Below are 17,040 nucleotides of genomic sequence, written 5' to 3'. Positions count from 1 at the left end.
GGGGACAGGGCCGGCGAAAAAATCTCAGGCCGGCGCCACCGTCACCCACCACCGCGTGCGCATGAGAACCTGCACCGGCAGCGTGCTCGCCACCATCGACAGCACGTAGTCGGTGTCGCGCAGCTGAAAGGCGCCGGAGATGCGCAGGTTCGCGACCTCCGGGCTGCAGTGCAGCAGCCCGGGCCGGTAGCGCGACAGCTCGGTGCAGAAGTCGGCCAGGCGCATGTTCTCGGCGTAGAGCACGCCCTGCGTCCAGGCCTGGCTCTCCGGGGACACCGCGGCGAGGGCCGAGGCGCCCTGGCCGCTCAGCACGGTCTGCTGGCCGGCGGCCACCACCGCGGCCGGCGACGAGGCACCTCGCAGGGTGACCTCGACGGCGCCTTCGGTGACGGCCAGCCGCACGGCAGGCCCGTGCGTTGCCGCGGTCTCCGCGTCGTCCTGCCGCACGGTGAAGCGCGTGCCCAGCGCGCGAAGCCGGCCCTGCACCGTCTCGACGACGAACGGCCGCGCATCGGCGGCGGTGCTGACCCTGATCGCGCCGGCGCGCAGTTGCACCGTGCGCTGCAGGCCGTCGATGCGCACGTCGATCGCGCTGCCGGTGTCGAGCAGCACGCGGCTGCCGTCGACCAGGTGCACCTCGCGCCGTTCGCCGGTGGCGGTGGCGTGGTCGGAAGTCCAGCTGTCCCACGGCGCGAGGCGCCAGCCGAGCCAGGCGGCCGGCGCGGACGTGGTCACGAGGGCCAGCGTGCGCAGCGCGGCCCGTCGGTTGCCGCGGGCCTGCCGCGCGAGCACCGGCACGCCGACCGCTGCGGGCACGGCACCGAACTTCTGCGACAGGCGCTCGGCGCGCCGCCATGCGTGCTCGTGGGCCGGGTCCGCATGGCGCCAGGCCGCGCAGGCGGCGTGGTCCGCTGCGCCGGCCTGGCCCGAGTGCAGCCGCACCAGCCACTGCGCGGCCTCGCGCAGCACGGCGGCATCCGGCACTGGCGGCAACGCACTCACGGGTGCACCCTTGGCGCTGCGCGCCTTCCCGCCAAGCGGGAGCGAGCTTGCTTGGGGCGGCCCGGCGCGGCGCTCACTCGACCAGCGCCAAACAACGCTCGAAGCCCAGCGCCATGTGGCGCTTGACGGTGCGTTCGCTGATGCCCAGGCGCTCGGCGATCTGCGCGTAGGTCAGCCCCTCGAGTTGCGACAGCACGAAGGCCTCGCGCGCCTTGGGCGGCAAGCCGTCGAGCATCGCGTCGATCTCGTCGAGCGTCTGCAGCAGCTGCAGGCGGTCTTCGGGCGACAGTGCCAGCGCCTCGGGCATCAGCGCGAGCGCCTCGAGGTAGGCGCGCTCCAGGGCCTGCCGGCGCCAGTGCTCGCTGACCACGCCCTTGGCCAGCGTGGTCAGGTAGGCGCGCGGTTCGCGCAGCGTGGGCAGCACCTGCGGGCGCAGCAGCACGCGCACGAAGGTGTCTTGCGCCAGGTCGGCGGCGCTGTGCGTGCAGCCCAGGCGCCGGCGCAACCAGCTGCTGAGCCAGCCGTGGTGCTCGGTGTAGAGCGCCTGCATGGCGCGGGTGTCGGCGGGAGACATGAAGGAGGAAGAAGACGCCAATGCAATTGAGAACTAATCTCATTTTATAAGCATCGATGCCCGGCCGCGCCGCGCGGGCTTTTGGATGGCCCTTTTTTCGGCCTCGTTGCGCATGTAGGGGAGAGGTGCTTTTTTGTTGGCGCCTCGTCCGCCCACTCACCCCGCCCGATGCCTTCTTCCATCCTTGCCCATCCGGGCCTTGCCGTCCTTTCCCGCCTCGCGGCCGCTGTGCTCGGCGGCTATGCGCTGGCTGCCGCGCTGGCCGTGTTTGTGGGCGCGGTGCTGCCGTCCGCGCGCGCCGATGCGGTGCTGGCGGGCATGCAGCTCGGCTTTGTCGCTTATCCGCTTGCCGTGATCTGGGCTTTTTCGCCGGTGCCACTGGCCCGCATGTGGGCCGGCCTTCTCGTGCCGACTGCCGCGCTCGCAGCATGCGGCTGGCTGTGGCCGCGCCTGGGAGGCTGAGATGGGCAGTGCTGGCGAAGGCGGCTTCCGCCAGGCGCAGGCCTGGCTGCACACCTGGTGCGGGCTGTGGTTCTCGTGGCTGCTGTTCGCGGTGTTCCTCACCGGCACGCTGGCGGTGTTCGCCGAGCCGATCTCGCACTGGATGACGCCCGAGCACCATGCCGAGGAAGAGAAGGCGGCGGACACGCCGAACGGCACGGAGGCCGGCCGAGCGCAGCGCCTTGCCTGGGGCGCGGCCTACATGGCCGAGCACCACCCGTCGGCGCCGATGTGGGAGATCTGGCCTTCGGATGCGCAGGGCGGCGGTGGGCTCACCGTGTACTGGTTCGATGCCAGGCAGCAGTACGTGGCCGCCAAACTGGACCCGCGCACCGGCGCGCCGCTGGCCGCGCAGACGCAGACGCACACGCCGGCGCGCGACACCTTCGGCGGCCAACATTTCATCGACCTGCACTACGAACTGCATGCGGGCCGCATCGGCCTGTGGACCGTGGCCATCGCGACGCTGGCCATGCTGGTGGCGCTGGTCTCGGGCGTTGTCACGCACAGGCGCATCTTCAAGGACTTCTTCACCTTCCGGCCGAAGAAGGGCCAGCGCAGCTGGCTCGATGCGCACAACACCGCCGCGGTGCTCACGCTGCCCTTCCAGTTCATGATCGCCTACACCGGCATCGTCATTTCGGGCATGACCTTCCTGCCCGCGGGCAAGCTCGTGCACTACGGCAGCGACCCGGTCGCAGAGCGGCAGTTCGTGGCCGAAATGAACGGCGGCGGCCGGCCGGCGCCGAGCGGTAACGCAATGCCCGTGCCGGATCTCGAAGCCTTCGCCGCGCGCGGCCAGGCGCTCATGGGCCAGCCGGTGCGCGCGATCGTGATCGACCATCCCGGCGATGCCGCGGCACGCATCGGCGTCTACGGCTGGAACGGCGACGCCGACACGCTGCACCGGCTGAGCGCCACCACCGGCATGGCCATGTTCTCGGCCGCCACGGGCGAGACGCTGCAGGTGCGCCTGCCCGGCATGGCCGACGGCGGCGCCGCGGCGCGCGCGCAATCCGCAATGGGCGGCCTGCACAAGGCGACCTTCGGCGGCTGGGCCGTGAAGTGGCTCTACTTCGTTTGCGGACTGGCCGGCGCCGCGATGATGGCCACGGGCGCGATCCTGTTCATGGTCAAGCGCCGGGGCCGGCACGGCGGCGAGTTCGGCAGCGCCAGCGCGCGCGTCCATCGGTGGATCGAAGGGCTGAACGTGACCGCGACCGCGGGGCTGGGCATCGCCTGCGCAGGCTACCTCTGGGGCAACCGGATGCTGCCGCTGGACCTGGCGCACCGCGCCGAATGGGAATTAGGCGTCTTCTTCGGGCTCTGGCTGCTCGCACTGTTCCATGCGCTGCTGCGCCGTCCGAGCGCTGCCTGGCGCGAGCAGCTCGCGCTGCTGGCGGGGTTGTGCCTGCTGCTGCCGCTGTTGAACTTCGCGACCACCGGCGACCACCTGCCCGCGCAATGGCTGCGCGGCGACTGGGAAAGCGCGGGGGTCGAGGCGGTGTCGCTGGCCTTCGGCCTGGCCGCCGTGGGCGCCTTGCGTTTTATGCGCGGGCGCCGCGCGCAAGACACCGCGAAGGCGGTGCCATGAGCACCTTTAATGCGTCGCTGCTGGCGTTTGCGCTGGCCTTTGCCGGCATGGTTGCGCTGAGCTTTGCGATGGACCGCCATTTCGAGCAACTCACGCGTCGGCGCGACACGCCTCGCCTGCTGCGGGCGCTGCTGCGCGCGCTCGGCAGCCTGCTGATCGCTGCCGCGCTGGTGCCTTGCCTGCTTGCCTGGGGCGCCAGCGTGGGCATCGTCGTGTGGCTGTGTCTGCTGAGCGCGGGCGCGTTGGGCGTGACGGTGTTGCTGTCCTGCCTGCCGGGCCGCGCGCAGGTCAGGCCAGCTTCGCCCCCTCGCTGAGCAACTTCTCACGCAGTTCCCGCATCGGCACGCCGCGGACCTCGGCGCCGTGCGCCGCCGCCGCCATCGCCGCGGCCAGCCCGGCGGCGTGGCCCACGGCCATCGAGATGGTCATGACGCGAATCGCCGCGTGTGCGCTGTGCGTGGCCGAGATGCCGCGTCCCACCACCAGCGTGTTGTCGAAAGCCACCGGGATCAGGCTGCGGTAGGGGATCTGGTAGGCGTGGTCGTCGCCGAGGCCTTCGTACTGCAGTGCGCCGCCCGTGGCCGGGTGGATGTCGATCGGGTAGGCGCCGGCCGCAATGGCATCGGGAAACTGTTCGGGCAGCAGGAGTTCCTCGCTCGTCAGGATGTGGTCGCCGACGATGCGCCGGGTCTCGCGCACGCCGACCTGCGTTCCGAACGCGCGCAACTGGCCGTGCTCGCAGCCCGGCACGCATTGCCGAAGGTACTGCGCCGCCTTCCAGGCCTGCCTGCGGCCCTCGATCTCCGCGGCGCCCAGTGCCATCGCGTCCGTCGCGTCGATCCCGAGGCGGCTGATGTTGAACCAGGCATCGTCGCTGAACGGATCGCGGCTCGAATGCAGCGCAGCGCGCGCGAGCTGCCCGTCTTCATAGCCGCGCGCGGCCAGGGCGGCCACCTCTTCGCGAGAGAGCGCGTCGAAACGCGCGAAGTCGATCGGCCCGAAGCGGAACATCATCGTGGCCGGCTGCAGCGCCTCGCCGGCCTCGAGTTCCTGGAAGGCGGCGCCCGCACGCTTCATCGCGTCGATGTCGCCCGACGCATCGACGAGCACCTGGCCTTGCAGCGCGACGACGCCGCTTTTCGTGAGCACGAGCAGGCCATCGACGCGGCGCCCCGTCACCACGACGTCGAGCACGCTCGCGTGCAGCAACGGGCGTACCCCGGCCTCGCGCACCATGTCGTCGAGCACCAGCTTGAGCACTTCGGGCGCGTACTCGACGCGGTCCATGCGGTGGCCCGTCGACATCGTGAAGGTCGCATGCGCGCCGGCACCCCCGTAGCGCGTCAGGCGTTCGACCACTTCATCGGCCAGCCCTGCGACCACGCGGCGTCCGTTGGCGGTCTGCCAGCTGTTGAACTGCGCGACGGCGCCGGCCGTGGCATTGCCGCCGAGGAAGCCGTAGCGCTCGACCAGCACGACCGACGCACCCGCGCGTGCCGCCGCGACCGCGGCCATGGCACCCGCCACGCCGCCGCCGCAGACGATCACCTGCGCATCGATCGTGGCGGCGACGCGAAAACCGAGGGCGGCGCGGTCCATCACCGGTCCACCTTGATGCCGCGCGCCTGGATCACCTGCCGCCAGCGCGCCGCTTCTTCCTTCAGCAGCTGCGCCGTGGCATCCCGCGTGCGCACGACGGGCTCCAGGCCGCTGGCCGCAAAGCGTGTCTTCACGGTGTCGCTGTCGAGCGCCTGCGCGAGCAGGCCCTCGAGCCGCGCGAGGCCGTCTGGCGGGATGCTGCCCTTCGGCGCGACGATGGCCGCCCAGCCTTGCACCTCGAGGCTGGGCCGGCCCAGCGAGCGCAAGGTCGGCACGCCGGGCAACTCGGCCACCGGCGCCGGCGCAGACACAGCCAGCGCGCGCAGCCGGCCCGACTTGATGTGGGCGATGACGCTCGGCAGGTTCAGGAACCCGCACGACACCAGCCCGCCGATCAGGTCGGGCAGCAGCGCGCTCTCGCCCTTGTAGGGCACGCTGGTGACCGCGGTCTGGGTCTCGAGCGCGAACAGCTCCGCCGTGAGATGCGCCAGCGTGCCGTTGCCGCTGTTGCCCGCGGTGAGCGCACCGGGGCTGGCCTTGGCCTGGGCCACGAGCTCGGCATAGCTGGTGATCGCCGACGTTGCCGGCACAACCAGCACCAGCGGCTGCGCCGACACCATGCCCACCGCATCGAAGTCTCGCGCCACGTCGTAGCTGATCGACGGGTTGAGCACCGGGTTGATCACCATGCTGTTGCTGCCCATCAGCAGTGTGTGCCCGTCCTTGCTTTGTGCGGCCGCCATCACCCCGATGGCGCTTCCGGCGCCGGGCTTGTTCTCGACGATCACGCTCTGGCCCAGCTTCGGGGCCAGCAGTTCGGCCAGGATGCGCGCCGAGCTGTCGGCGCCGCCGCCCGGTGCGAACGGCACGATGATGCGCACCGTCTTGCTCGGCCAGGCCTCTGCGGCCCAGCCCGGTCCTGCGTGCGCGAGGGCCGCGGCAAGCGCAATGGCCGACAGGGCGGTGCGTCGGTTCGGGCGGAAAAGCGATGTGTTCATCCGTGGTGTCTCCTTCATTGGTGTGATTCGGGCATCTTAGAAAGCGCCGCCCAAGCCAGCCAATACCAAGATCGGCCGCTCCCATAACATGAGGGTATGTGGAGGCTCCCATGAACCTGAGGCAAATCGAGGTGTTCCGCGCAGTGATGCTCGCGGGATCGGTCACCGATGCGGCGCGGCTGCTCCATGTGTCGCAGCCCGGCATCAGCCGCATGCTCGCGCACATCGAACTGCAGTCGGGCTTGAGGCTGTTCGAGCGGCGCAAGGGCCGGCTGCTGCCCACGCCCGAGGCGCAGGTGCTGCATGCCGAGGTCGCCGAGGTGTATGGCGGCATCCGCCGGGTGAGCGAGCTCGCCGACGAGCTCAAGGCAGGCGCGAGGCTCTCGCTGCGCGTGCTCTGCAGCCCCAGCACGGCGCTCGTCGCGATGCCGCGCGCCGTGGCCAAGCTGGCGGGCGAGTATCCGGCGGCGAGGATCTTCATCGAGACGTTGCCCACGCGGGAGATGCTGGCGCGCCTGACCCACCGCGAAGCCGACCTCGCGATCTCGACGATCCCGACCGACAACGCCCTGCTGGCCTCGAAGGCCATCGGGAAGTGGCGCCTGGTCTGCGTGTTTCCGAAGGGCCATGCACTGTCGGCGAAACGCCTGCTGCACCCGCGCGACGTGCTTGCGGAGCGCCTGATCTCGTTCAGCCGCGACACGCCGCAGGGCCGCATCATCGACGACTGGTGCAGCAGCCGGAAGGTGAAGCCGGCGTCGTCGGTGGAGGTTCGCTCGGGCCAGATCGCCTGCGCGCTGGCTGCGAGCGGCGCGGGCGTCGCGATCGTCGACGACCTGACGGCGCACGCTTTCCGGAGCCAGGAACTGGACTTTCGCCCGATCGTCGGCAGTCCGACGCTCGGCATCTTCGCGCTCACGCACGCGGGTTTCGCAGGGTCGACGCTCGGCGACAGGATGGTCGCGCTCGCGGCGGCGTCGTTGAAGAACGCCGGCCGCGACTGAGGCGACTGCGCAGCGGTCTACCATTGCTGGGTCTTTCACAAGGATTTCTTCCCCATGACCATCGAAACGCAGGACGACGTCATCGCCCTCAAGCGCATCGGCCGGATCGTCTCCCTGGTGCTCCGGCAGATGCTCGATGCCGCAGAACCCGGCATGACCACGCGTGAGCTCGACCGGCTCGGCGAGCGCCTGCTCGACGAACACGGCGCGCGCTCCGCGCCGCGGCTGACCTACAACTTCCCGGGCGCGACCTGCATCAGCATCAACGAGGAAGCTGCTCACGGCATTCCGGGCGACCGCGTGATCCGCGCCGGTGACGTGCTGAACATCGACGTGTCGGCGGAGCTCGGCGGCTACTTCGCCGACACCGGCGGCACGCGCGTGGTGCCGCCGAGCACGCCGCAGAAGACGCGCCTGTGCCATGCCACGCGCACCGCTCTGGCCGAGGCCATGAAGAGCGCCAAGGCCGGCATGCCGATCAACGGCATCGGCGCGGCCATCGAGCGCACCGCCAAGGCCTACGGCTTCAAGGTCATCGAGAACCTCGGCAGCCACGGCGTCGGCCGCGCCCTGCACGAGGAGCCGGAACACATCGCCGGCTACTTCGACCCGTCGGACCGGCGCCTGCTCGAAGAAGGCATGGTCATCACCATCGAGCCCTTCCTGTCGACCAAGAGCCGCATCGTCTCGGAGACGGGCGACGGCTGGACGCTCGCGGGTGCCCGCGGCAACCTCTCGGCGCAGTACGAGCACACGATGATCATCACGCAGGCCGCACCGATCGTCGTCACGCTGCACTGACTCCACTGGCGGTCCGCTGCTGCACCCATCGCAGCGAGACCCAGGTGCCTTCGCCGCGGCGGCTCTCGATGCGCAGGCTGGCGTCGATGGCATCGGCCTGCTCCCGCAGGCCCACCAGGCCGTAGTGCCCCGGCGCACCGGCGCTCGGCTCGAAGCCGACGCCGTCGTCGCCGATCTCCAGTTCGACTTGTTCCTCGCCCGCGCGCCGCAGCCGGATCAGCAGGCGCCGCGCGCCCGCATGGCGCTCGACGTTGCGCAGCACCTCCTCGCACATGTGGAACACGGTCTCGGCGGGCTCGGCGGCGAGCGCGGCCAGCGCCGGCTCGATCTGGCAGTCGAGCTCGAGGCCCGAGCGCTCGCTGAGGTTCTTGGCCAGTTCGGCGAGCGCCGCGCCAAGCCCGATGTCGCGCACCGGGTTGCTGCGCAGCTGCTCGATCGCGCGGCGTGCCTCGTCGAGCCCGTCGCGCGCGGCGCGCTCGGCGCGCACCAGCTCGTCGGGCAGCGCATCGGGCCGGCTCGATGCGAGCCGCTTGAGGACGCGGATCTCGGTGAGCATGGCCATCATCGAATGCGCCAGCGTGTCGTGCAGGCCGCGCGCGAGGCGCAGGCGCTCGCGCACCACCGCGGCATCGCGCGACTCCTGCGCGAGCCGGTTGATCTGCCCGGTGCGCTGCTGCACGCGCTCGTCCAGTTCGGCATTGAGGCGGCGCAGCTCGTCGCGCTCGCGCTGCAGCGTGTCGAGCAGGCGGTCGAGCGCGCTGCCCAGCCGCGCGGCCTCGTCCACGCCATGCGGCACCTCGATGCGCGTTGCGCTGCCGGCCAGCACCGCGTCGGCCGAATGCGCGATCAGGCTCACGCGGCGCGTGAGCCGGCGCGCCACGATGATGCCGGTGACAGCGGCGCCGAGGCCCAGCAGGCTCAGCACGATCGAGATGCGCCACTCGATGGCGGTCGCGAAGGCCGCGACCGATTCGACCGGCTGGATCACCACACCCTGCCAGCCGAGCCGGCGCAAGGTGCCGTCGCGCGCGCTCGGCGGGCTTGCGATCAGGTAGGGGCGGTTGTCGAGCAGGCGCCGCGTGCGGATGCGCGTGGGCAGGTCGGCGCCGTCGTTGCCGAGCCCGGCCACCGCCGGGTCGAAGGGCGTGACCGGATCGCCCACGTCCTCCCAGCGCTGGCCCAGCAGCGCGGGCGGCCCATGGCGCACGATGCCGTCGCGGTCGATCAGCAGCCATTCGCCCGGTGAGGCGCGGATCTCCGACACCATCTTCTGTACCCAGCGCCAGCTGAGGTTCGCAGCGACCACGCCGATGATCGCGCCGTCGGCATTGCTGACCGGCGCGGTGAGCTTCAGGAAGCGTTCGGCCGGCGAGCGGCCTTCCTCGATCCATGCCGCGTCGAGGCCCTGCGAAAGCCACGCATGCTGGTTGACGTTCTGGCCGACCACCTGCGGGTCGGTCGCGGCCACGATGAAGCCGTCGGCGTCGGTCACCGCGAGCCAGATCAGGTCGGGCACGCCCTGGCGCACCGCCGCCAGCGAACGCTTCAGGCGCTCGCCCTCGCTTTGCTGCACGTCTTCGGACAGCATGGCCGCCACCACGCTCACCGCCTGCAGCCGCAGCAGCAGCGCGGTGTCGAGTTCGGCGTTGACGTGCTCGGCCGCGGCCTCGAGGCGCTGGCTGTGCTGCTCGAGCAGCGTCGCGCGCACGAAGCTGCGCAGCCACAGGTTCGCCGCCAGTGCCAGGCACAGGGTGAGCGCAATCAGCAGCCAGCCGATGGCGGCGGCCATGGATCGTCGGGGGTCGATGCGGCGCGCGAGGTTCATGGGGCCCGCGCATTCTCGCAAACAGCGGCCATGACTTTCGGCACGGGTAGTTCCCCTGAGACCTCGGGGTTTGTCTCGACTCGCCGCGTGACTTCCGGCAGGCGCGGCGGCGGCCGATTGCGGCAACAGTTGCATCCCATCGCGATCCGTGCCTCAGCGCGATGAAACCAACCCCCGAACGTGCCGCAACGCGATCGGCATGACATCGAATGGAGACAAAGCGAATGAACCCTTCTTCCCCGACCCAGACCGTGTCCGGCGCACCGCCGCGGCTGTTCGACAACCGCTGGTTCCAGCTGGTGGTCGGCATCGTCTGCATGATCGCCACCGCCAACATCCAGTACGCCTGGACCCTGTTCGTGCCCGAGATCCAGGGCAAGTTCGGCTGGGAGCGCGCCTCGATCCAGATCGCGTTCACCATCTTCGTGCTGGTGCAGACCTGGCTCGCGCCGATCGAAGGGTATTTCATCGACAAGTTCGGGCCCCGACTGATCGTGGCCTTCGGCGCGCTGTTCATCGGCGCGGCCTGGATCATCAACTCGCAGGCGACGACGCTGCTGGGCTTCTACATCGGCGCGGCCGTTGGCGGCATCGGCGTGGGCTCGATCTACGCGACCTGCATCAACAACGCGCTCAAGTGGTTCCCCGATCGCCGCGGTCTCGCGGTGGGCCTCACCGCGGGCGGCTACGGTGCCGGCTCGGCCGCCACCATCCTGCCGATCGCTGCGATGATCGAATCCTCCGGCTTCCAGGAAGCCTTCCTGTTCTTCGGCGTGCTGCAGGGCACGCTGGCCTTCCTGGCCGCGTGGTTCCTGCGTCAGCCCAAGGGCAATGAGGTGCGCGCATCGTCCAAGCTCGCACAGAGCCGGCGCGACTACACGCTGGGCGAGGCGCTTCGCACGCCGCTGTTCTGGCTGATGATCCTGATGTTCTCGTGCGTCGTCACGGGCGGCATGATGGCGGTGGCGCAGCTCGGCGTGATCGCACAAGACCTGGGCGTGAAGGACTTCAAGGTCGACCTGTACTTCGTCACCATGGCCGCGCTGCCGCTCGCGCTGATGCTCGACCGCATCATGAACGGCATCTCGCGCCCGCTGTTCGGCTGGATCTCCGACCACATCGGCCGCGAGAAGACCATGGTGATCGCCTTCACGCTCGAAGGCTTCGGCATCATCGCGCTCGGCTACTTCGGCCACAACCCGTGGGCCTTCCTGATCCTGTCGGGCGTGGTGTTCCTGGCCTGGGGCGAGGTGTATTCGCTGTTCTCGGCGCTCGCCGGCGACGCGTTCGGCACCAAGCACATCGGCAAGATCTACGGCGTGCTGTACTGCGCCAAGGGCGTCGGCGCGCTGTTTGTGCCGCTGGGCAACCTCATGATGGAAGCCACGGGCACCTGGTCGTCGGTGCTCTACACGGTGGCCGCGCTCGACCTGTTCGCCGCGTTCCTCGCGATCGTCGCGCTGCGCCCGATGCTCGCGAAGCACACCGCGGGCAATGCGGCAGCCGCCCCGCCGCCGGCCGCACCCGACCTGGCGATGCCGGGGCTCTCGCCCGCCGGGCGCACGGCCTGACAGACGCAACCTCGCCCGCCTGATCGGGCGGGCCAGCGCACCCGTGGAACCGGCGATGCCGGGTCTGCGGGTGCGTTCCCTTTTGGGAAGGCGCTTCGGGGGTTACTTCTTCAAGACCAGTACCGCGAGTTCGGTGCGGGTGTTCGCGTGCAGCTTCTGCATGATCCGGCTGACGTGGTTCTTGGCTGTTCCCTCGGCCAGGTTCAGCGCGGTGGCGATCTGGCGGTTGCCGTAGCCCTTGGCGATCAATTCGAGCACCGCGACCTCGCGCTCGGTCAGCGGCTTGGTCGCATCGGCCGGCGACAAGGGCTGGCCCGCCGCCGGCAGTTCAGGCGCAGGCGCGGGCGCCGGCTCCTGGGCCACACGGTCGGCCAGGAGCCGAAACTGGTCCATCACCTTGCGCGCGATCTGCGGCGTGAGCCGCGACTCGCCGCGGTGAACGGCCCGCACCGTGTCCAACACCTCTTCCTCCGAAGCGTCCTTGAGCAGGTAGGCCTGCGCGCCGGCGCGCACCGCATCGAAGACCAGGTCGTCGCGGTCGAAGGTGGTCAGCACCATCACGCGCGTGTGCGGCAGCGCGGCTGAGATCTCGCGCGTGGCGAGCACGCCGCCCTTGCGCGGCATGTGCAGGTCCATGAGCACCACGTCGGGCAGCAGGCGGCGTGCGAGGTCCACGGCCTCGATGCCGTCGGCGGCCTGGCCGACGACCTCGATGTCGGGGTCGGCGTCGAGCAGCATCGCCATGCCGCGGCGTATCAGCGCCTGGTCGTCGGCGATCAGCACGCGGATGCGCGGCGCAGCGCGCGGGGCGGGAGGCGAGAGTTCGGCGGTGGTGCTCATGGCGAGGCCATTGTGCCCCGATGCGTGCGCAGCCGGCGTGCCTGCGCGCGCAAAAAAGACAGCGCGTTCGACCCGCGCGCGCTCAGCCCGGCTGGTCGGCGCCCACGCCTGTAGACGGCAAAGCGGCCTCGGTCAGCGCGACCGATACGCACTCGAGCGCTATCGCCAGTTCGGTGACCGTGGGCAAGCCGAAGCCCAGGCGGAACACCAGCGGCTCGTCGCCGAACCAGGGCCCGGGTGCCACGCGCGTGCTGTACCGGGCGAGCGTGGCATAGAAGCGCGCAACGGCCGCCGCATCGAACACCTCGCGCTTCAGCCGCACGCAGCACAGCGCGCCGGCGTCGGGGCGAACCCATTCGATCTGCGCGGCATGGCGCCCGACCCAGTTGGCGACCACCTGCAGGTTCTGCGCGAGCAGCGCGCGCCGCTCGCCGATGATTCGGCCGCGCTGGCGCAACACCGCGAGCGCGAGCGCCTCGTCGACCGGCGAGCACGAGATCACGGTGCTGAACTTTGCCGTCACCAGTGCCTGGCGCAGCGACGCATCGCGCGTGATGGCCCAGCCGATGCGCAGGCCCGCCGCGCCATGCGCCTTGGACAGCGACGACACCGAAATGACCTTCGGCCCCAGGCAAGCTGCGCCGGGTGCCACGTCGTCGTTGCCGTAGGCGGCCTCGCGGTAGGTCTCGTCGATCACGAGCCAGGCTTCGGGCGCATGCGCGGTGAGCATCGCCGCGACGGCGCGCAGCGTGCGTGCCGGGATCGCGACGCCCGAGGGGTTCTGCGGCGAGGCCAGGCTCACGAGTTTGGTCTTCGGCGACAGCAGCGCGCGCAGCGCCTCCAGGTCGACCTGGTAGCCGTCGTCGAAGCTGAGCGGCAGCGCGCGCGGGACGGCGCCGACCGCCGTCAGTGCATTGCGCGCGAGCGGAAACACCGGCTCGGCCACGATCGCCTCGTCGCCGGCCTGGCACAGCGTGAAGGCAATGAGGAAGAGGGCATGCATGCCACCGACCGTGACCACCACGTCATCGGCATCGACGCCGTTGTCTGCCGCGATCTCGCCGCGCAGCGCGGGGCTGCCCGCGGCGGTGCCGTAGTCGAGCGCGAGGCCGTCATCGCCGAACGCCGTCTCGAACAGTTCGGCCAGCCGCACGCTCGGCCCCACGCTCTCGGCAAGGTCGAAGCGCGGTGCCTTGCTCACCAGGGAAATGATCTCGTTGTCCGGAAAACGTGCCATGTGCTGTTGTTGTTGCCGCGCGATGCGTCGATGTGTTGTCGGGATGAAGCCAGCATCGATGATGCAGATTCGGGGCTCGCGATAACAGCCACAATTTTCCTGAATTCGATGCAGTACAGTTGGGTCCGGCGGCGCAGCTGCGCTCGCCACAAGCCAAGGAGCAGTCCCCGTGTCCCAGTCGCCCCGGTTCCGCTATGAAGAAATTGCAGATTTCGTCGCCGGGCTGGCCGGGCGCGGCGCGCTGCAGCCGGGCATGCGGGCGCCGTCGCTGCGCGAGATCAGCACGCAGCAGCGCACCAGCCTCAGCACCGCGGTGCAGGCCTACCGCCTGCTCGAGGACCGCGGCATCCTCGAGGTGCGGCCGCAGTCGGGCTACTACGTGGCCAAGCCGCCGCCTGCGCTCCCCGTGCCGACGACCACGCGGCATTCGGTGCGCGCCGCCAACGTCGAACTGTCCGGCCTGATGCTGCACCTGCTCGAGCACGCCTCGGACGAGGCGCTGGTGCCGCTCGGCTGCGCCATCCCCAACCAGCGCCTGCTGGCCTCGTCCAGGCTCGACCTCGTCCTGGCGCGCACGGCCCGCGTGAAGGGCGGCCGCTGCAACACCTACTCGCCGCCGCGCGGCGAGCTCTCGCTGCGCCAGGAGATCGCCCGTCGCGCGCTGCGCTTCGGCCAGGCGCTCGCGCCCGACGACATCGCCATCACCTGCGGCTGCACCGAGGCGCTGGCGCTCGCGCTCGACGCAGTCACGGCGCCGGGCGACACCGTCGCCATCGAGTCGCCGACCTACTTCGGGCTGTTGCAGGTGCTGCGCGCCAAGAAGCTCAAGGTGGTAGAGCTGCCGACCGATGCGGTCACCGGCGTCGACGTCGAGGCGCTTGGCAATGCCGTGGCCTCGGGCAGGGTGCGCGCCTGCGTGCTGGCGTCGAGCTTCAGCAATCCGCTCGGCTGCACCATGCCCGAGAAGAACAAGCGCGCCGTGCTGCGCCTGCTGGCGGCGCACCGCGTGCCGCTGATCGAGGACGACGTCTACGGCGACCTGCATTTCGGCGAGGAGCGGCCCAAGCCGTTCAGCGCGCTCGATACGCACGACAACGTCATCCACTGCGGCTCTTTCTCGAAGACGCTCGCGCCCGGCTACCGCATCGGCTGGATCTCGACGGGCCGCCACATGGCGCGGGTGCTCGAGGCCAAGTTCGCCACCAGTCTCGCCACGCCGGTGCTGACGCAGGTGGCGCTTGCCGACTTCCTGTCGAACGGCGACTACGACCGCCACCTGCGCCGCATGCGGCGCGGCTTCGCCGACACCCTGGTGCACATGACGCGGGTGATCGAACAGGCCTTTCCGCCGGGCACCAAGGTGTCGAGGCCGCAAGGCGGCTTCGTGCTATGGGTCGAGCTGCCGGCCCCGGCGGACACGCAGCGCCTGTTCGCGCACGCGCTCGACAAGGGAATCTGCTTTGCGCCGGGCGTGGTGTTCTCGGCCAGCGGCAAGTACGCGCATTGCCTGCGGCTGAGCGGCGGCCATGGTTGGGATGCGCGCATCGAGAAGGGCCTGCGCACGCTCGGCGCGATGGCGGCAAAGGCGCTGCGCGCCGAAGGCAGCGCTCAGTAGAGGCTGTCGCCCGGCACCGCGTCCGCGATCTGCTGGCGCCGCGATTCGCCCGGGTTCTCGCGGTAGTAGCGCGTCTTGTCTTCGTACATCGCGCGGTCGGCGCGCTGCAGCGCGGCATCGAGCGGCTCGCCGGCCTCGCAGGTGGCCATGCCGATCGCCAGGTGCAGGAGCCGGCCCGTGTGCCCGGCATAGAACTGGTTGTTGAGTTCGAGCATCGACACGATGCGCTCGCGCACCGCCTCCGCGCCGCGCTCGTCGGTCTTCGGCAGCACCACGGCGAACTCGTCGCCGCCGATGCGCGCGGGCCAGCCTGGCTCCTCGACCGCCTTGGAGAGCACCTCGCCCACCCGACGCAGCAGGGCGTCGCCGGCGGCATGGCCTTCTTCGTCGTTCACCGGCTTGAGGCCGTTCATGTCGATCACCAGCACCGACACGGGCCATGGCCCCTTGCGCGAAAGCCGGTTCAGCTCCTCGCTGAAGAACGCGCGGTTGCGCAGCTGCGTCAGCACGTCGTGCTTGCCGAGGTATTCGAGGTAGGCCTCGGCCTTCTTGCGTGCGGTGATGTCGATCAGCGAGACCAGCACCAGGTCCCAGCTGTCGAGACGATCGTCGAGCACCGCGAACTGCATGTGGATGTTGACCAGCTCGCCGGTCAGCGCGTAGTTGACCACCTCGCGCTGCTGCTGCATCTTGCCGTTCCACAGGTCCTGCAGCTGCTCGGCGAACGAGTCGTGCATCTCGTCGCGAAACACGTCCGACAGGTTCTGCAGCAGCGTCTCCTTGTCGGCGGCGGCGAACATGCGCAGCGTCTCGCGGTTGACGTCGATCACGCGGATCTCCTTCATGCAGCGCGTCACGAACTCGGGGTGCACCTTGATGAAGGTCCCGAAGTCCGTGATGCCGCGCGCGCGGATGTCGTCGAGCAGCGCCTTCACGGCGCTGAAGTCCTCGACCCAGAGCGACACCGGCGAGCGCTCGAACAGTTCGCGCGCATAGCGTTCGCTCTCGTCGCGCAGCCGCTCGGCCTGCACGCGAGCCGTGACGTCCTCGAGCGACACCAGCACGCGGTCCCACGATGCCTCGTGGCCCGGCAGCACGCGCACATGCACGTCGAGCCGGCGGCCATCGAGCGTGTAGTTGAAGCTCTGGTTGTCGAAGCACAGGTTGCCGCGCCAGAGCTGCTCGAGCTCGAGGATCACCGGCGCCGCCATGTCGTCGCGGAACACGCTGTGCAGCTGCGACAGCAGCTCGGCCTGGTCGCGCGCGCCGAAGAGCGAGAGCGTGCTGCGGTTGACGCTCACCACCTTGAGCTGGGCCATGCAGTCGCGCACGCGCTGCGGGTCGGCCTTCAGGTGTGCGGCGACATCGATCACGCCTTCGGCGCGCCAGGCCCCGAACAGCCGCTGCAGGCCGCTGTAGTCCTCGAGCCACAGCGACATGGGCGCGAACTCGAACATGGACTCAAAATCGTTGGCAGATGGCATCGCACGCTCCTTTTGTTGAGGATTGTGGATGCAAACGGGGCATAGGTACCCCGGTCGCGCCGCGCTCACATCAGTTGCAAGCCCCGTCGTGGACGCGCGCGCGGGTGCGGGGTGTAGGGCCGGGGCGCTGGCGGCCGGTTCATGGCCGCAAGTTCGGCGCGCCCTGCCTCGGTGATGCGAAGCACGGTCGCCAGCCGCGGCAAGGCGTAGCGCCCGGACGGATCGGCCGGCGCGATCTCGGCCTCGATCAGGCCGGTGGCGACGAGCACCGAGACCTGGCGCAGTTCTTCAGGGCATCCCACGCGGACAGGGAGTTGCACATGCTGCAGTCTCATCAGAAATAAAAGCGGCATTCATTCCTCCGATTGCTGGCATCCAGGACGGCGCAGCAATGG

At 70.1% G+C, this 17,040-nt stretch carries 16 protein-coding genes; 7 read left to right on the top strand and 9 right to left on the bottom strand.

Annotated elements, in window-relative coordinates; genetic code table 11:
• Positions 1 to 24: 24 nt before the first annotated feature.
• Both AC3A6G_RS14135 and AC3A6G_RS14130 read right to left on the bottom strand, forming a co-directional pair.
• The gene (locus tag AC3A6G_RS14135; protein ID WP_487860282.1) at positions 25 to 1,002 is read right to left on the bottom strand and encodes a FecR domain-containing protein; all 978 of its coding nucleotides are present in this window, start codon (positions 1,000 to 1,002) and stop codon (positions 25 to 27) included.
• A gap of 73 nt (positions 1,003 to 1,075) precedes the next feature.
• Positions 1,076 to 1,576, bottom strand: a complete 501-nt coding sequence (locus AC3A6G_RS14130) for a sigma-70 family RNA polymerase sigma factor (RefSeq protein WP_487860283.1) — start codon at positions 1,574 to 1,576, stop codon at positions 1,076 to 1,078.
• 168 nt (positions 1,577 to 1,744) lie between these two features.
• Here AC3A6G_RS14130 and AC3A6G_RS14125 point away from each other — a divergent pair, with 168 nt between their 5' ends.
• Genes AC3A6G_RS14125 through AC3A6G_RS14115 form a run of 3 tightly spaced genes read left to right on the top strand, consistent with a single transcriptional unit; the run spans position 1,745 to position 3,985 of the window.
• On the top strand, positions 1,745 to 2,038 hold the full coding sequence (locus tag AC3A6G_RS14125) for a hypothetical protein (protein WP_487860284.1): 294 nt from the start codon (positions 1,745 to 1,747) through the stop codon (positions 2,036 to 2,038).
• Between the two features lies 1 nt (position 2,039).
• Complete coding sequence (locus tag AC3A6G_RS14120; protein ID WP_487873905.1) at positions 2,040 to 3,671, top strand: PepSY-associated TM helix domain-containing protein; 1,632 nt, start codon at positions 2,040 to 2,042, stop codon at positions 3,669 to 3,671.
• On the top strand, positions 3,668 to 3,985 hold the full coding sequence (locus tag AC3A6G_RS14115; protein ID WP_487873904.1) for a DUF3325 domain-containing protein: 318 nt from the start codon (positions 3,668 to 3,670) through the stop codon (positions 3,983 to 3,985). The genes AC3A6G_RS14120 and AC3A6G_RS14115 overlap by 4 nt, the downstream gene beginning before the upstream one ends.
• On the opposite strand, the gene AC3A6G_RS14110 is transcribed toward AC3A6G_RS14115, so the two are convergent.
• Positions 3,960 to 5,270, bottom strand: a complete 1,311-nt coding sequence (locus AC3A6G_RS14110) for an FAD-dependent oxidoreductase (protein ID WP_487873903.1) — start codon at positions 5,268 to 5,270, stop codon at positions 3,960 to 3,962. The genes AC3A6G_RS14115 and AC3A6G_RS14110 overlap by 26 nt on opposite strands.
• Positions 5,270 to 6,268, bottom strand: a complete 999-nt coding sequence (locus tag AC3A6G_RS14105) for a Bug family tripartite tricarboxylate transporter substrate binding protein (protein ID WP_487860288.1) — start codon at positions 6,266 to 6,268, stop codon at positions 5,270 to 5,272. The genes AC3A6G_RS14110 and AC3A6G_RS14105 overlap by 1 nt, the downstream gene beginning before the upstream one ends.
• Positions 6,269 to 6,378: 110 nt before the next feature.
• Between AC3A6G_RS14105 and AC3A6G_RS14100 the strand changes: the two genes are divergently transcribed.
• Both AC3A6G_RS14100 and map read left to right on the top strand, forming a co-directional pair.
• Positions 6,379 to 7,272: a LysR family transcriptional regulator gene (locus tag AC3A6G_RS14100; protein ID WP_487873902.1), complete on the top strand. Its 894-nt coding sequence runs from the start codon at positions 6,379 to 6,381 to the stop codon at positions 7,270 to 7,272.
• 54 nt (positions 7,273 to 7,326) lie between these two features.
• Complete coding sequence (gene map, locus AC3A6G_RS14095) at positions 7,327 to 8,073, top strand: type I methionyl aminopeptidase (RefSeq protein WP_487864874.1); 747 nt, start codon at positions 7,327 to 7,329, stop codon at positions 8,071 to 8,073.
• Here map and AC3A6G_RS14090 read toward each other — a convergent pair.
• Positions 8,060 to 9,898, bottom strand: coding sequence for a sensor histidine kinase (locus tag AC3A6G_RS14090; protein ID WP_487873901.1), 1,839 nt, complete (start codon positions 9,896 to 9,898; stop codon positions 8,060 to 8,062). The two genes, map and AC3A6G_RS14090, sit on opposite strands and share 14 nt — an antisense overlap.
• A 224-nt stretch (positions 9,899 to 10,122) precedes the next feature.
• Between AC3A6G_RS14090 and oxlT the strand changes: the two genes are divergently transcribed.
• The gene (gene oxlT, locus AC3A6G_RS14085; RefSeq protein ID WP_487860292.1) at positions 10,123 to 11,469 is read left to right on the top strand and encodes an oxalate/formate MFS antiporter; all 1,347 of its coding nucleotides are present in this window, start codon (positions 10,123 to 10,125) and stop codon (positions 11,467 to 11,469) included.
• A 102-nt stretch (positions 11,470 to 11,571) separates the two neighbouring features.
• Here oxlT and AC3A6G_RS14080 read toward each other — a convergent pair whose 3' ends face one another.
• Positions 11,572 to 12,309, bottom strand: a complete 738-nt coding sequence (locus AC3A6G_RS14080; protein ID WP_487860293.1) for a response regulator transcription factor — start codon at positions 12,307 to 12,309, stop codon at positions 11,572 to 11,574.
• 82 nt (positions 12,310 to 12,391) lie between these two features.
• On the bottom strand, positions 12,392 to 13,546 hold the full coding sequence (locus tag AC3A6G_RS14075) for a pyridoxal phosphate-dependent aminotransferase (RefSeq protein ID WP_487860294.1): 1,155 nt from the start codon (positions 13,544 to 13,546) through the stop codon (positions 12,392 to 12,394).
• Between the two features lie 169 nt (positions 13,547 to 13,715).
• On the opposite strand from AC3A6G_RS14075, the gene AC3A6G_RS14070 reads away from it, so the two are divergent.
• Entirely contained in the window at positions 13,716 to 15,161 is a 1,446-nt protein-coding gene (locus AC3A6G_RS14070) for an aminotransferase-like domain-containing protein (protein WP_487860295.1), read from the top strand.
• On the opposite strand, the gene AC3A6G_RS14065 is transcribed toward AC3A6G_RS14070, so the two are convergent.
• Positions 15,155 to 16,645: a sensor domain-containing diguanylate cyclase gene (locus AC3A6G_RS14065; protein ID WP_487873900.1), complete on the bottom strand. Its 1,491-nt coding sequence runs from the start codon at positions 16,643 to 16,645 to the stop codon at positions 15,155 to 15,157. The two genes, AC3A6G_RS14070 and AC3A6G_RS14065, sit on opposite strands and share 7 nt — an antisense overlap.
• Before the next feature lie 65 nt (positions 16,646 to 16,710).
• On the bottom strand, positions 16,711 to 16,965 hold the full coding sequence (locus AC3A6G_RS14060) for a hypothetical protein (protein WP_487860297.1): 255 nt from the start codon (positions 16,963 to 16,965) through the stop codon (positions 16,711 to 16,713).
• Between the last annotated feature and the right edge of the window lie 75 nt (positions 16,966 to 17,040).

The sequence above is a fragment of the Variovorax sp. Soil_C_26 genome, from assembly GCF_057657075.1.
Note: the sequence above shows the minus strand (reverse complement) of the source record. Positions and strands in the feature narration are given on the sequence as shown.